Annotated in this window: 13 protein-coding genes; 11 read left to right on the forward strand and 2 right to left on the reverse strand. The window is 64.2% G+C overall.

Annotation, left to right across the window (positions count from 1 at the left end; all coding sequences use genetic code 11):
* Nucleotides 1-88: 88 nt before the first annotated feature.
* The 4 genes from D3260_RS03050 to D3260_RS03065 are packed head-to-tail and all read left to right on the forward strand — an operon-like array spanning nucleotide 89 to nucleotide 5457.
* Nucleotides 89-1657 carry an aspartate aminotransferase family protein gene (locus D3260_RS03050; protein ID WP_120097091.1) on the forward strand — a complete coding sequence of 523 codons (1569 nt, stop codon included), beginning with the start codon at nucleotides 89-91 and terminating at the stop codon, nucleotides 1655-1657.
* The gene (locus D3260_RS03055) at nucleotides 1650-3005 is read left to right on the forward strand and encodes a lysine N(6)-hydroxylase/L-ornithine N(5)-oxygenase family protein (RefSeq protein ID WP_120097092.1); all 1356 of its coding nucleotides are present in this window, start codon (nucleotides 1650-1652) and stop codon (nucleotides 3003-3005) included. Before D3260_RS03050 ends, D3260_RS03055 begins: the two co-directional genes overlap by 8 nt.
* On the forward strand, nucleotides 3002-3649 hold the full coding sequence (locus D3260_RS03060; protein WP_120097093.1) for a GNAT family N-acetyltransferase: 648 nt from the start codon (nucleotides 3002-3004) through the stop codon (nucleotides 3647-3649). The genes D3260_RS03055 and D3260_RS03060 overlap by 4 nt, the downstream gene beginning before the upstream one ends.
* Nucleotides 3646-5457 carry an IucA/IucC family siderophore biosynthesis protein gene (locus D3260_RS03065; RefSeq protein WP_120097094.1) on the forward strand — a complete coding sequence of 604 codons (1812 nt, stop codon included), beginning with the start codon at nucleotides 3646-3648 and terminating at the stop codon, nucleotides 5455-5457. The genes D3260_RS03060 and D3260_RS03065 overlap by 4 nt, the downstream gene beginning before the upstream one ends.
* Nucleotides 5458-5551: 94 nt before the next feature.
* On the opposite strand, the gene D3260_RS03070 is transcribed toward D3260_RS03065, so the two are convergent.
* Nucleotides 5552-5917, reverse strand: a complete 366-nt coding sequence (locus D3260_RS03070) for an STAS/SEC14 domain-containing protein (protein WP_120097095.1) — start codon at nucleotides 5915-5917, stop codon at nucleotides 5552-5554.
* Nucleotides 5918-6229: 312 nt separating this feature from the next.
* Here D3260_RS03070 and D3260_RS03075 point away from each other — a divergent pair, with 312 nt between their 5' ends.
* Nucleotides 6230-6691 carry a GNAT family N-acetyltransferase gene (locus tag D3260_RS03075; RefSeq protein ID WP_120097236.1) on the forward strand — a complete coding sequence of 154 codons (462 nt, stop codon included), beginning with the start codon at nucleotides 6230-6232 and terminating at the stop codon, nucleotides 6689-6691.
* A gap of 24 nt (nucleotides 6692-6715) precedes the next feature.
* Here D3260_RS03075 and D3260_RS03080 read toward each other — a convergent pair whose 3' ends face one another.
* Nucleotides 6716-7114: a hypothetical protein gene (locus D3260_RS03080; RefSeq protein ID WP_120097096.1), complete on the reverse strand. Its 399-nt coding sequence runs from the start codon at nucleotides 7112-7114 to the stop codon at nucleotides 6716-6718.
* Between the two features lie 235 nt (nucleotides 7115-7349).
* Between D3260_RS03080 and rarD the strand changes: the two genes are divergently transcribed.
* The 6 genes from rarD to D3260_RS03110 all read left to right on the forward strand — a co-directional run bounded on the left by rarD (nucleotide 7350) and on the right by D3260_RS03110 (nucleotide 12523).
* Nucleotides 7350-8225 (forward strand): EamA family transporter RarD, encoded by an 876-nt coding sequence (rarD, locus tag D3260_RS03085; protein WP_233543942.1) that lies wholly within the window; start codon nucleotides 7350-7352, stop codon nucleotides 8223-8225.
* Between the two features lie 150 nt (nucleotides 8226-8375).
* Nucleotides 8376-9308, forward strand: a complete 933-nt coding sequence (locus D3260_RS03090; RefSeq protein WP_233543929.1) for an ABC transporter ATP-binding protein — start codon at nucleotides 8376-8378, stop codon at nucleotides 9306-9308.
* Complete coding sequence (locus tag D3260_RS03095; RefSeq protein WP_120097098.1) at nucleotides 9305-10066, forward strand: ABC transporter permease; 762 nt, start codon at nucleotides 9305-9307, stop codon at nucleotides 10064-10066. Before D3260_RS03090 ends, D3260_RS03095 begins: the two co-directional genes overlap by 4 nt.
* Before the next feature lie 118 nt (nucleotides 10067-10184).
* Complete coding sequence (locus D3260_RS03100; protein ID WP_147418093.1) at nucleotides 10185-11381, forward strand: MFS transporter; 1197 nt, start codon at nucleotides 10185-10187, stop codon at nucleotides 11379-11381.
* Between the two features lie 123 nt (nucleotides 11382-11504).
* A complete protein-coding gene (iolB, locus tag D3260_RS03105) occupies nucleotides 11505-12296 on the forward strand; it encodes a 5-deoxy-glucuronate isomerase (RefSeq protein WP_120097100.1) in 792 nt (263 codons plus the stop codon).
* A 47-nt stretch (nucleotides 12297-12343) separates the two neighbouring features.
* Nucleotides 12344-12523, forward strand: a complete 180-nt coding sequence (locus tag D3260_RS03110) for a hypothetical protein (RefSeq protein ID WP_120097101.1) — start codon at nucleotides 12344-12346, stop codon at nucleotides 12521-12523.
* The last annotated feature ends 1213 nt before the right edge of the window (nucleotides 12524-13736 follow it).

Here is a 13736-nt window from a genome sequence, read left to right on the forward strand (position 1 = left end):
AACGACACGACAGCGCGGGGCCGTTCGCGCATCCGACGATGCGCGGGCGGCAGAGGCATGAGGGCGAGCACATTGTTACGGAGTCATCATGGCTTACGAATCAGCGCAGTACGAAACCGCCGGTACGGCGTGTCGCGCGGCCGCACCGATCGTCAATCGGCCGGGCAGTGCGACGTTGGCGGCCCAGTCTCATCAGGCGATCGATCGTGTCGTCGCGGCGATCGAAGGAGCACGTCGCCCCTGTGACGGCGCGCGGCCCAGCGATATCGCGCCGCGGATCGCGGGCGTGTCGCTGGATGGCCCGGCGATCGGTTTCGATGCCGCGCTGGACGAGCTCGGGCCGCTCTATCTGGACCCGGCAATCTATTTTCATCATCCACGCTACGTCGCGCATCTGAACTGTCCCGTGCTGACCAGCGCGGTCGCCGCCGAGATGATCGCGGCTGGCATCAATACGTCGATGGATACCTGGGACCAGAGCACCGGCGCCACGCTGATCGAGCAGAAGCTCATCAACTGGACCGCCCGGCGCGCCGGCCTGGGGGTGGATGCCGACGGCATTTTCACCAGCGGCGGGACGCAGTCCAATCTGATGGCCATGCTGCTTGCTCGTGAGCAGCACGCCGCGCGTCGTTACGGGGCCGGGTTCATCCAGCGCAACGGGCTGCCGGCCGAGGCTTCGCGCTGGCGCATCTTCGCCTCGGAGATCAGTCATTTCTCGATCGCCAAGGCAGCCGCCGTGCTCGGTCTCGGCGAACGAGCGGTGGTATCGGTCGCCGTCGACGAGCAATGGCGCATGGATGCAGATGCGCTGGCCGGGGCGGTCGCCGAGGCGGAAGCGGCCGGCGAGATTCCGATCGCGGTCGTGGCGACATTCGGCACCACCGATTTCGGCAGTCTCGACGACGTCGCTGGCGCTGCCCGTGTGGCGCGACGCCACGGGCTATGGCTGCACGTCGATGCTGCCTACGGATGCGGCCTTCTGGTCTCGCCGACACGCGGGCACGAGGCGCGCGTTCTCGCCGCGGCCGATTCGATCACGGTCGACTATCACAAAGCCTTCTTCCAGCCCGTGGCCTGCAGTGCGCTGGTGGTGGCCCGCGGTGCCGATCTCGGTCATGTGACCCATCATGCGGATTATCTGAATCCGGCCGAGGCCGCGGCGGCGGGCACGCCCGATCAGGTCAACAAGAGCCTGCAGACCACCCGTCGTTTCGATGCGCTGAAACTCTGGATGAGCCTGCGTACCGTCGGCGCCGAGGCCATCGGCACGCTGTTCGATCGCGGTGTGGCCCTGGCCCGCACGACCTACGAACGCATGCTGGCCGAGCCACGCTTCGATCTGCTGCATTCCCCCGAGCTCGGCACGATCGTGTTCCGGTTCCGGCCCGATCTTGCGTTGTCCGCCGGCGCCCTCGATGCGCTCAACGATGAAATCCGTGCCGATCTCGCGCGCCGCGGTGAGGCGATGGTCGCCGCCACGCGCGTGCACGGCCGGCGCTATCTCAAATTCACGTTGCTCAATGCCGAGACCACGCCGGCCCAGATGGCCGAAGTGCTGGCGTTGATCATCCACGCCGGTGAGAGACGGGTGGCGGCTCAGCCCGGGCCCCAGCTATCGATCGTCGGCGGCAGCGAGGTGGCGACCCATGAATGAAACCGTACACGAGACACCGATTCGCGACGTCATCGGCATCGGCGTCGGCCCGTTCAACCTCGGACTGGCCGCGCTCGCCGAGCCGATCACGGATCTGGATGTGCTGTTTCTCGACGAGAACACCGGTTTCGACTGGCACCCGGGGCTGTTGCTCGACGGGGCGACGCTGCAGACGCCGTTTCTGGCGGATTTGGTCACGCTGGCCGACCCGACCAGCCGTTTCAGTTTCCTCAATTATCTGAAGGCGACGGGGCGGATCTACGCCTTCTATATCCGCGAGCAGTTCTTCATGCTGCGCGCCGAGTACAACCAGTATTGTCGCTGGGTCGTCGAACAGCTGGATTCGATTGTCTTCGAGCGTCGGGTCACGGCCGTGGACTACGATGCCGATACCGGTTGCTACTGCGTGACGAGCCGGACACCGCGGACCGGCCAGACACACGTCGATCGCGCCTGGCGACTGGTGCTCGGCAGCGGGCCGCAGCGCTGGGTGCCGGAGTGCTGTCGCGGTCTCGAAGCCGATGTCTTTCACGCCGCGGATTATCTGGATCATCGGGAGACATTGGCTGATGCCCGGGCCGTGGCGATCGTGGGCTCCGGCCAGAGCGCGGCCGAGATATTCGCCGATCGGCTGGAACAGGCCGGGCCGGACCAGCGGCTCGACTGGTTCACGCGCTCGCCGCGGTTCTTCGCGATGGCCTACGACAAATTGACGCTGGAGTTGACCTCGCCGGAGTACATCGATTATTTCCACGGCCTGCCGGCGCATACGCGCCAGCGTCTCGGCGCCGCCCAGAAACCGTTGTACAAGGGCATCGATCGGGATCTGTCGGCATCGATCTACGATCGTCTCTACGAAAAACAGGTCCACGGCACGGCGAATGTCGGCATGCAGGCCAATGCCGGGCTGATGGATGTCACCCGCGATAAGCAGGGACGCCTGGCGCTGACCTTCAGGCAGAGCGAACAGGGCCGCACGTTCGGCCATGTCTGCGATGCCCTGGTGCTGGCCACCGGGTTCGCCCAGCGCGTACCGGCTTATCTGGCACCGATAACCGAGCGCATCGTCTGGGATGGCCAGGATCGGTTCGCCGTCGCGCGGGATTATGCGATCGATCATCGCGGCGAGGAGGTGTTCGTCCAGAACGCAGAACTGCACACGCACGGCTTCTGTGCCTCCGACCTGGGTATGGCCTGTCATCGCAACGCGATCATCCTGCGCGCCATATTGGGTCGCGAGGTCTATCCCGTGGAGACGGCGATCGCCTTTCAGAGCTTCGATGTGCAGGATCGTCCGGCACCCTTTGCCTCAGCCGAGGCGCCTGCCGCGGCGGAGCAGCCGTCATGAGCCGGCCCGACCCGATCGCCACACGGGCCGTGCCGGCCATCGGCTGTCTCGAGATCCTGCCGTTTTGCGCCCAAGCCGATGCACCGACAGCGCACCGCTGGCTGACCGATCCGCACGCGCGGTTCTGGGGCATGGGCGACAACACGCCGGCCGATACGAGGCGTTATTTCGACGCGATCGACGATGCGGCCACGCACGAGGCCTGGCTCGGTCGCTGTGAAGGCGTGCCGCGCTTCCTGGTCGAGGTCTACGACCCGAGAGCCGATGCGATCGGTGCGTACTACGACGTCGCGCCGGGCGATACCGGCATGCACATCCTCATTGCGCCGCCCGAGCGCCGGATTCCCGGATTCACCTGGGCGGTTTTCGCCTTCGTCGTCGACACGCTGTTCGCGCGGGCCGACGTCGCCCGGCTCGTGGTCGAGCCGGATATCGCCAACGACGGCATCCATCCCCTCAACGAGCGGGCCGGTTTTTCTTATGTCCGGCACGTGGACATGGGCGACAAGACGGCGGCCTTTTCGGTTTGCACGCGGGCCGCGCATGCCGGCGCGATGCAGTCTCTGTCGCCGGCCCACGCCCGTGCCGCCTGTCGAGAGCCGGCTGTCGCTGTCGCGACGGCCGACCAGGAGATCATGCAATGACCGCACAGCCCACCACGGCCGACGAGCGCTGCATTCGGCATCTGGCGCCGCATCACTGGCGCGCCGCGGACGCCGCGCTCGTCGCGAAGATGCTATCCGAGTTCAGCCACGAAGGCCTGCTCGACCCAGAACACGAACATCGGCTGCGCTACCGGCTGGTCAGCGACGACGGGCAGACCGTGTATCGATTCGCCGCGCGTCGTTTCGCGCTCTACCACTGGCACATCGAGCCCGACGATATCGAACGGCTGTGCGACGGTGCCCATCTACCACTGGACGCCGCCGCATTGTTGATCGATTTCCGCGAACGCCTGGGCATGTCCGATGCCGTCCTGTCGCTCTATCTCGAAGAGATCGCCTCGACCCGCTACAGCGCGGCCTTCAAGCGCGCGACCGCCCGCATGAGTGCGGCCGATTTCGTCAACGCGGATTTCCAGGCCGTGGAAGCGGCCATGACCGAGGGGCATCCGGCGTTCGTCGCCAACAACGGTCGCATCGGTTTTTCGGGGACCGACTTCGCCGCCTACGCACCGGAGGCGGCTGCGCCCATTCGTCTGGTGTGGGTGGCCGGTCATCGCTCGCGGCTGTCTTTTGCCGTGGCGGACGACCGGACGGTGGCGGATCATCTGGCCGGAGAGCTGGACCAGTGCACGCGTGCCCGCTTCGACGAGACGTTGACCGCACGCGGCCTGTCGCCGGCGGACTACCACTATATGCCGGTTCATCCATGGCAATGGCAACACAAGCTCGTCTTTGCCTTCGCCGACGAGATCGCGAGCGGCCATCTCGTGCATCTCGGGTTCGCGCCCAATGCCTACCAGGCGCAGCAGTCGGTGCGGACACTGTTCAATCACGACGTGCCGAGCCGTTGTTACGTCAAGATGAGTCTGTCGATTCTCAATATGGGATTCTCGCGCGGGCTCTCGCCTTATTACATGGGCGGTACGCCGGCGATCTGCGATTGGCTGGCCGATCTTGTCGCAAACGACACCTATCTGCAGGACAAGGGATTTTCCATCCTGCGAGAGGTCGCGGCCGTGGGCTATCGGCATCCGCGTTTCGATGCCGGATTGCCGCCCGGCGACGGCGCGAACAAGATGCTCTCGGCCCTGTGGCGTGAGTCGCCGGTCACGCGACTCGGCCAGGGCGAATCGCTGATGACCATGGCCGCTCTGCTGCATCGCGACACCGAGGGCCGGGCCGTCATCGCGGCACTGATCGAGGCTGCGGGCGAAGGAGTCCAACCCTGGCTGGATGCCTGGCTCGATGCCTATCTGGGCCCGATCCTGCATTGTTTCTATGCACACGATCTGGTGTTCATGCCGCACGGCGAGAATCTGATTCTCGTGATGCGTGACCACAAGGTCGACCGTGTGATCATGAAGGATATCGCCGAAGAGATCGCAGTGATGAATCCGGAGGCGGATCTACCGGAGCGCGTGTCGCGCATCGCCGTCCCGGTACCCGACGAGGTGCGCACATTGTCGATCTTCACCGATCTGTTCGATCTGATATTCCGCTACGTGGCGCCGATACTCGAACTGCAGTGCGATTTTCCCGAGCATCGGTTCTGGCAACGCGTGGCCCAAGCGATCGCCCGCTATCAGCAGGCGCATCCGGAACTGGCCGAGAAGTTCGCGGCTTACGATCTGTTCGCGCCGCGTTTCACGCGGTCCTGTCTGAACCGGCTGCAATTGGCCAATAATCGCCAGATGCTCGATCTGGCCGATCCGACCGCGAGCCTGCAATTCCATGGCCATCTGGATAATCCGGTGGCCGCACTCACGCAGCGTGCCGTTTCGGCCTGATCGGGCGGCCAGCCGGCGTCATGGCTCGGGGCCTCCGGTGTGCCCCGAGCCGATGCCGGGCCGGCGCAGCGCACGCGGGAAGTGTTGACAGACCCTAGGCAATCACCCACTGCTGGGCGGATTCGCGCGCGTCGAATCGATAGGTCTGGCATGCCATCTTCGGCGCGAGCTTGTCGAGAACGCTGGTCGCCGTACGCACGCCGTCGATGTCGGTCACGACTGCCAGCTTGTCGAAGCGATTCCAGTGCCCGATCGCATCCCGAATCTGGTCGAAGGTGTCGGTTACCGCCATGCCGCCGAGGGATTTCAACTCGATGTAGAGACGCAGGCTGTCGTGTTGTTCCAGGCGATCATTGATCGTGGACACGATGTTCGTGAAATCCTGTGCACCGATGGCGCCGTCGATCTCCAGGGCGACCACATGGTCGGCATCGGATTTGAACGGGGCGAGTCGCAACATGATCTTTAACCTTGGGTTGATGATTTATCACGTTTCACCGTAACAACGTACCGACCGGACGCCATCCGGGCGATGCCCTATCGTCAAGACGCGGTCGATACACGGGCAATCGCACGCCCGAACAGGCAGCAACACGGCAAGACATCAGCCGCAGGACGCCGCCGCTGTCGGTCTTCGGACGATAGGCCTGGCGCAGCCGCATCGGACCGCCGAGGGATAGCGGGTCAGTCGCAAGCGATGGGCCGTGGCGGGGGAACAGAGCCGGCAGGTAGGATGGCCGGTACCCCGAAATCGCTCGAGATCGTCTTGTCCATGCCTGTTTTGTCCTGGCACCGGTTATCCGACATGTCGGGCAGCGCGGTGCACGCGATGATCCGGCTGCGAGAGGCTGTGTTCGTCGTCGAGCAACGCTGTGCCTATCAGGAAGCCGATCGGCATGACGCGGTCGCGCATCATCTGTGCGCCCATGTCGGCGGGCAACTGGTCGGCTATCTGCGCGTCATACCGCCGGCGGCCGGGGCGGCTGGGCCGGTCATCGGGCGCGTACTCACCGATCGCGACTGGCGCGGGCAGGGCATCGCCCGCGTCCTGATGCAGACGGCGCTGGCGGAGGCGACGCACCAATGGCCGGGGCAGCCGGTATCGCTCAGCGCTCAGGTTTCGGTCCAGTCGTTCTACGAGACGCTGGGTTTCGTGGCCGAGGGGGCCGAGTATCTGGAAGACGATATCCCGCACATCGCCATGCATCGCGCGCCGGAGCGGCACACCGATTGAGCGCGTCCGGTGCGAGGGCTGCGGCTAATCGCCGAACGCGCGCTCGAGTTGCTGGCGGTTCGGGTTGACCGCGCCGTGGTCGAGACGACGATCCCGCTGCCGGTCAGGCAGCGCAGAATGATCGTGCCAGCCGCCGTGCCGGCGATGGCCCGGACTATAGCTGTGGTGGCCATCGGGCAGGTGATGCAACTGTCGCGGCAGGGCCTGCAACGCCCGGGGATGTGTCGACTGGCGTTCGGGGACGTACAGATTGCCGCTCATGGTGCCGTTCGGCCCGGTCGCCTGGCTCTGGGCACCGGCGCCATCGACGACGGGCATCGGTATTGCCGTCTGTGCTCCGACCGGACCGGCCAGCGCCAGACCGATGCCTAGCGTGATCACGGTCCGTCGACGGGCATGGTTTCGGTTCGTGGCCCAATGCATGGTTCCTCCCGCGGCGGGGCCGCACGGTATCTGCACCACGCCTCACACTACGCCGACCGGCTGAACGGCACACGTATCGCCACGCGGCGATGCGCGATCCTCGACCGGGGCCGGCGCGTCGGGCAGGATAACTGCTCGATGTGTGCGGCGCCGGTGTGATGCGGTCGTCTGCCAAGGATTATGCATGTCCCGGTCGTCCGATGCCGTCTCGTCTCGATCAATGCCCTTGGGGCAAGTGCGTGTCGGCTTGTTGGCCGGGCTCGCGGCCTTCATCACATGGGGGTTCTTTCCGCTCTATCTGAGCTGGATCGATGCGTCGGTCTCGCCGCTTGAGATTCTCGCGCACCGTATTCTCTGGACGGCGGTGATGCTGGGCGCTGCCGCGATCGCGCTCGGCCGGACCCCGTGGCTACGCCGTGCCTGGGCCAGCCCGCGCCGTCTGGCCACGCTCGCGCTTAGCGCTCTGCTCGTCGGGACCAACTGGGGCACCTTCATCTGGGCCGTGGCGCATCATCGGGTCATCGAGACGAGCCTGGGCTATTTCATCAATCCGTTGCTCAACGTCGCGCTCGGTTTCGTGTTTCTTGGCGAGCGTCTGCGCCGGCCCCAGTGGCTTGCTGTTGCCCTTGCCGTGGCCGGTGTCGCATTCGTGCTCGTCATGCACGGACGGCTACCGTGGACCGCACTCCTGGTTGCCGGCTCGTTCGGCACGTACGGCCTCGTGCGAAAACAGCTGGATGTCGATGCCCTGACCGGGCTGCTCACCGAGACACTGCTGCTCTCGCCGCTGGCCATCGCCGCACTCGTCTGGCTGAGCGCCCACGGTGCCCTGTCGTTCGGTCTGGATGCGCCGCGCACCGACATGTTGTTGTTCGGGGCCGCGATCTTCACCGTCGTCCCGTTCACGGCCTTTGCCGTCGCCGCCCAGCGTCTGCGACTGGCCAGCGTCGGGCTCCTGCAATACATCACGCCGACGCTGCATTTCCTGACCGGCATATTGATTCTGGGCGAGCCGTTGGATTCGGCGCAGTTCATCACCTTTGTCCTGATCTGGATCGGCCTGGCCATCTATACCCACGATTTGTGGCGCCACCGGCCGGCCCCGGCCTGATACACGTGGCTCATCGCCGGGAGAGCTCGTCGATCCGGTCTCGAAAGAGGCCGCCGGCGTGCCTCCGGCGGGGCGCACCGGCGGCTGGCCGATCTGACATACTGGCCGGCGTTGGCTGGCGCACTCCGGGAAGGCGCATTGACGGCGTCCGTGATAGATATTGCAGGTCTTTACAAGACTTATGACAACGGTTTTTCCGCACTCGCCGATGTGAATCTGGCGATCGATCGTGGCGAGATCTTCGCTCTGCTCGGGCCGAACGGCGCCGGCAAGACCACGCTCATCAACACCGTCTGCGGCATCGTCACGCCCACGGCGGGGACGATTCACGTGAACGGGCACGATGCGCTGCGCGATTTCCGCGCCGCCCGGGCCTGCATCGGGCTCGTGCCCCAGGAGCTCACGGTCGAGCCGTTCGCGAAGGTGGCGGCGACGACGAAATTCTCCCGGGGACTCTTTGGCAAGCCTCGCGACGATGCCCACATCGAACGCGTGTTGCGCGATCTGTCGCTCTGGGACAAACGTGACAACAGCAACCGGGAGCTTTCCGGTGGCATGAAGCGCCGTGTGATGATCGCCAAGGCGCTGTCGCATCAGCCCGATGTGCTGTTTCTGGACGAGCCGACCGCCGGCGTGGACGTCGAGCTGCGTCGCAGCATGTGGAACGTGGTGCGAGGCCTGCGCGATCGCGGCGTGACGATCGTGCTCACGACGCATTATCTCGAAGAGGCGGAATTGATGGCCGACCGGATCGGCGTCATCCGTGACGGGCACATCGCGCTGGTCGACGACAAGACCGCGCTCATGGACAAGCTCGGCCAGAAACGCCTGACCGTACGGCTGTCCACGCCACTCGACCGGGTGCCCGATCGGCTTGCCGATTACGATCTCGCGCTCGCCGGAGACGGCCATGCGCTGGTCTACACCTACGGACGCGACGGCGATGCGCCAGTGCGCGCGCTGTTCGACGATCTGTCCCGGGCCGGGGTCGCCTGGAGCGATGTCGATACCGACCAGAGTTCGCTCGAGGAGATCTTCGTCGATCTGATCGGCCGGACGGACGATACGGAGTCAAGCCCATGAACTGGCGTGCCATCGCCACCATCTACGCCGCGGAAATGGCGCGAACGTCGCGCACCCTGTTCCAGAGCGTGGTCAGCCCGATCATTTCCACGTCGCTGTATTTCGTCGTGTTCGGATCGGCCATCGGCTCACGGATCACCGAAGTGCAGGGGGTGTCCTACGGCGCGTTCATCGTGCCGGGCCTGATCATGCTCTCGCTGATGACCCAGGGCATCTCCAATGCTTCGTTTGCGATCTATTTCCCGAAATTCATCGGCACGATCTACGAGCTGCTGTCCGCGCCCATCTCTTTCGTCGAAGTCGTTACCAGCTACGTCGGCGCCGCCGCGACCAAGTCGGCCGCGCTCGGGCTGATCATTCTGGCGACCGCGGAACTGTTCGTGGACGTGCGGATCGCGCATCCGTTCTGGATGATCACGTTTCTGGCGCTGACCACCATCACGTTCAGCCTGTTCGGTTTCATCATCGGCATCTGGGCAGACAACTTCGAAAAGCTCACCATCATTCCGTTGTTGATCGTCACGCCGTTGACCTTTCTCGGCGGCACGTTCTACTCGCTGGATATGCTGCCCCCGTTCTGGCAGAAGGTCACGCTGGCCAACCCCGTGGTCTATCTGGTCTCCGGTTTCCGCTGGAGCTTCTACGATACCGCCGATGTGAGCGTCGGCGTGAGTCTGGCGATGATCGGTGTGTTCCTGGCCGTGTGCATCGGTGTCGTGGCCTGGATCTTTCGGACCGGCTATCGTCTGAAGAACTAGGTGGGTAAATCCACCACATTATTCACGGATAGCCGTTTTAGCTTGTCCATGATGTCGGATGTCGGGCCGTCTCGGATGGCCTGATTTCCCCATCGTCGACCGACGGATCGAATTGTTGATGTCGTACCCTGCCTCTTGGACAACCATACGCCGGGCACGACTCGGCACCACACTGGTATTTCTTGGCAACGGGCTGGGCATCGGTGCCTGGTCGATCGAGATCGCCGAACTCAAGGCCCGGCTCGGGGCCACGGGCTTCGAGATGGGCGGGGCGCTGTTCGCGCTGGCTGTCGCAGCGTTAACCGGCATGGGAATCACGGGCCGGTTGGCACAACGCTACCCGGTGCATCGGTTGTGTCTGCTCGCGGCATTGGCGTTTGTGATCAGCGTGGCTTTGCCGGGGTTGGCCACCGGTATAGGCGGTCTGGCGATGTGGCTGGTCCTTTTCGGGGCCAGCAACGGCGCGCTCGATGTGACGATGAATTCGCGCGCCAGCCTGATCGAGAGCACTTATGACACCCCGATCATGTCGTCGTTTCATGCGGCCTGGAGCCTGGGCGGCGGCATCGGTGCCGCACTGGCCGGCGGGCTGGTCGGATACGGTTGGCCACCGGCGCATGTGCTGGGGCTGGTAGCGGCGTTGATGCTGGTGCCCATGTGTTTCGCGGCCCGCGGCGGGGCCATGGGGGCCGGTGATGCATCCGATGAGACGGATCCGCAAAGCGTGCGCCGCGTTGCCTCTTGCGAAGGACGACGGTGGCCGCCCCGTCTGCTGGCGCTGTGTGTCATCGCATTCTGTGCGCTTCTGACCGAAGGCGCGCTGACCGATTGGATGAGTATCTATCTCAAGGACGCGCTGGGCCGGGACGCCGGCGCGTTCTCGATTGGTTTCGTTGCGTTCTCGGTCGGCATGTTCGTTGGCCGTCTGGCGGGTGATCGCGTTATCTCATGGCTGGGCAGGCGGCGCGTTGCCATGGCCGGGGCCAGCGGCGCCGCGGCGGCGCTGGCCGTGGTGCTGGCAGAGCCGTCCTTGATCAGCGCCGGCATCGGTTTCGTGGTCGTGGGACTGGGGCTCGCCAATATCGTGCCGATCACGTTCAGTGTCGCCGGTGCGACGGCGCATGCGCGGCCGGCAGGCATCGCGATGGCCGCGACGACGGGCTATACGGGGCTGTTGATCGGGCCGGTACTTATCGGCGGCATGACACACGCCTTCACTCTGGACCGCACGTTGTGGCTGCTCGTGGGCACGATGCTGCTGATGGCGGCTATCGGTGCCGGTGCGTTGCGGGTGCGAGGGAAACGCCCGAGCTGAGGGGCGCTCGCAACCGTCTGATGACGGATGCCGACTAAAGTATGAATCGAATAAATTGAAATAGAAAATAATAGAAAATATGTTCTATTTTGATCATCGTTCATGAACCCATGAGAGAGCCCCATGCAGTTACTGCTCAACCCCGTGCGCGACGCCGAACAGACGCTGGATACGGCCAGTGCCGACAAGCCGCTCGACTATGTGCGATTCCGGCATCGCCAGCTGGCCGAAGGGGCGCGGTATGCCGATGACAGCGGTGATCAGGAGCTGTGCATCGTGATCCTGTCCGGCCGGGCCAACATCACGGCCGGTGACCAGCATTTCGAAAACATCGGCGAACGGATGAGCGTCTTCGAGCAGATACCGCCTTACGCGGTCTATATGCCGAACGACACGGCATTCACGATCGAAGCGCTCACCGCTGTCGAGATCGGGATCTGCGGTGCGCCGGGGCACGGCGGCCACCAGGTTCGTCTGATCAAGCCGGATGCGATCAAGCAATCGACGCGAGGCGAGGGGGCCAACGTACGCCACGTGCACGACATCCTGCCCGAGACGGAGCCGGCCGACAGCCTGCTCGTCGTCGAGGTCTATACGCCGGCCGGGAACTGGTCGAGTTACCCGCCCCACAAGCACGATGAAGACAACCTGCCGACCGAGTCATTCCTGGAGGAAAGCTATTACCACCGACTCGATCCGGCGACCGGGTTCGGTTTCCAGCGCATCTATACCGACGATCGTTCAATAGACGAGTCGATGGCCTTCGGCGACGGTAGTTGTGTACTGGTGCCGCGTGGATATCACCCGGTCGGTGCGCCTTACGGCCATGATCTCTACTACCTGAATGTCATGGCCGGGCCCAAGCGTGAATGGAAGTTCACGACCGATCCCGATTTCGCGTGGCTCGTGAAATAGCAGTAGAGGCGCCATGACGGCGCAAGCGTTCGGCAAGGAGAACGGCGATGCGTGATATGACTGTGGAAACCGCTTTCGATACACGATCCGAAGCCAGCGAGCGCGCGAGCTGGGCGCTGGCCCACCCCGTGTGGTCGCGTATCGGTGCGCTGCTGGACCGTGCCGCCGTATTCTGTGGTACCCATGGCACGGGTTATGTGGCGCCGGTCCGCATCAACCAAGCGTAAGACCGCTCTGGATCGCGACGGGGCCGATCAGGCATTCCGATGCCTGATCGGCCCGGGTCGTCGACCCCGTCGGGCCTGAGCCCGACGCATCAGGACCGGCCGTTTGCGCGGCTGCTTCCGACACATGGCCGTTAATCGTTCGATTCGAGCATCACGCGGCCGCGGTGACGTCGTCGGCGCGTACCGATTGAAACAACCTGCCGATATCGTCAGCCGCCACGGCGCCGTCCGGCACGTTTGGCGGCAAACTGCACGCCGCCCACTAGCTCACGCTTTCTTCATTGATTGACGTCACGAAGTCGCCCGAGTCCGGCGCGTCGAACGCCCCAGGGCGTGTCGAGGTTTCGAGGGAGTCCGCGCCAAGGGCGCCCTGAAATTGACGATGGGCGGCAAGACGAGGCGTCGTGCGCGCCGTGCCGCCATGCTGCACCCGCGGGCTACAACGCTGGATTGCCGTCGTGTTCTTGATTTCGGGGCGCTTGTCCCGGAGGGTTGGGCCGCCCATAAAAAAGCGACGATTGGCGTCCGGCGGCGTTGCGAGCCTTGATCGTGGCACGCCACGACCGGCGACTCGCGCCTTGCAGGGCACACTACGGTCTCTCGACGAAAAGGCGCTCGAACGAAACCTCAACAGGCCCTTGGGGCGGACGCTGTTTGAGCCCAGCCCAGCCCAGCCCAGCCCGGCTCTGATACCGAATCGACGTCGTCCCGAGAACGCAGCCGCTATCGCGGCCAGCGCGGCCGATGAGCGACCTCACGCCATGGGTGTGTGTATCGCCCCGGTCCTCGGGCGCGCTGCGCGCCGGCTGAGCGGCGAATTCCTTCGGCAATACCGGGACGACCGGGTTTCTCATTCGCTCTGGTCACACGCGCGACAAGCGGCTGTGAGGACGCTCGACTAAAGTATGAAATAAAATATTTGTAAAAAATTAAAACGGAAAATAAATTCTAAAAGCAGAACGTCGTGATAGTGACGAGCCGAGAGGTTGGTGTGGCATGCGAGCTGATCGAAATCGTCCGCACCGCCGATGTTCGAAGGGACAGGTGGCATATCGAATGATGCCGCGTGCTGCCAATCGGTAGTCTTTTCTACACGACAGACCCGTTTTAGGTCGCCGGACTCCGGGCCCGGTGATGCCAACGAATCAGACAATCGATATTGACGTCGCCGGTGCCCGGATACCCCGGGTATCGGCCGACAGGATGTCTTCAG

It is taken from the genome of Salinisphaera sp. Q1T1-3, assembly GCF_003602005.1.
In the GTDB taxonomy this organism is placed as follows: domain Bacteria; phylum Pseudomonadota; class Gammaproteobacteria; order Nevskiales; family Salinisphaeraceae; genus Salinisphaera.

Excerpts from the sequence above, each read along its gene's own strand:
- D3260_RS03050 (WP_120097091.1), top strand. The coding sequence starts at position 89 with ATGGCTTACGAATCAGCGCAGTACGAAACCGCCGGTACGGCGTGTCGC.
- D3260_RS03055 (WP_120097092.1), top strand. The coding sequence starts at position 1,650 with ATGAATGAAACCGTACACGAGACACCGATTCGCGACGTCATCGGCATC.
- D3260_RS03060 (WP_120097093.1), top strand. The coding sequence starts at position 3,002 with ATGAGCCGGCCCGACCCGATCGCCACACGGGCCGTGCCGGCCATCGGC.
- D3260_RS03065 (WP_120097094.1), top strand. The coding sequence starts at position 3,646 with ATGACCGCACAGCCCACCACGGCCGACGAGCGCTGCATTCGGCATCTG.
- D3260_RS03070 (WP_120097095.1), bottom strand. The coding sequence starts at position 5,917 with ATGTTGCGACTCGCCCCGTTCAAATCCGATGCCGACCATGTGGTCGCC.
- D3260_RS03075 (WP_120097236.1), top strand. The coding sequence starts at position 6,230 with ATGCCTGTTTTGTCCTGGCACCGGTTATCCGACATGTCGGGCAGCGCG.
- D3260_RS03080 (WP_120097096.1), bottom strand. The coding sequence starts at position 7,114 with ATGCATTGGGCCACGAACCGAAACCATGCCCGTCGACGGACCGTGATC.
- D3260_RS03095 (WP_120097098.1), top strand. The coding sequence starts at position 9,305 with ATGAACTGGCGTGCCATCGCCACCATCTACGCCGCGGAAATGGCGCGA.
- D3260_RS03100 (WP_147418093.1), top strand. The coding sequence starts at position 10,185 with ATGTCGTACCCTGCCTCTTGGACAACCATACGCCGGGCACGACTCGGC.
- iolB (WP_120097100.1), top strand. The coding sequence starts at position 11,505 with ATGCAGTTACTGCTCAACCCCGTGCGCGACGCCGAACAGACGCTGGAT.
- D3260_RS03110 (WP_120097101.1), top strand. The coding sequence starts at position 12,344 with ATGCGTGATATGACTGTGGAAACCGCTTTCGATACACGATCCGAAGCC.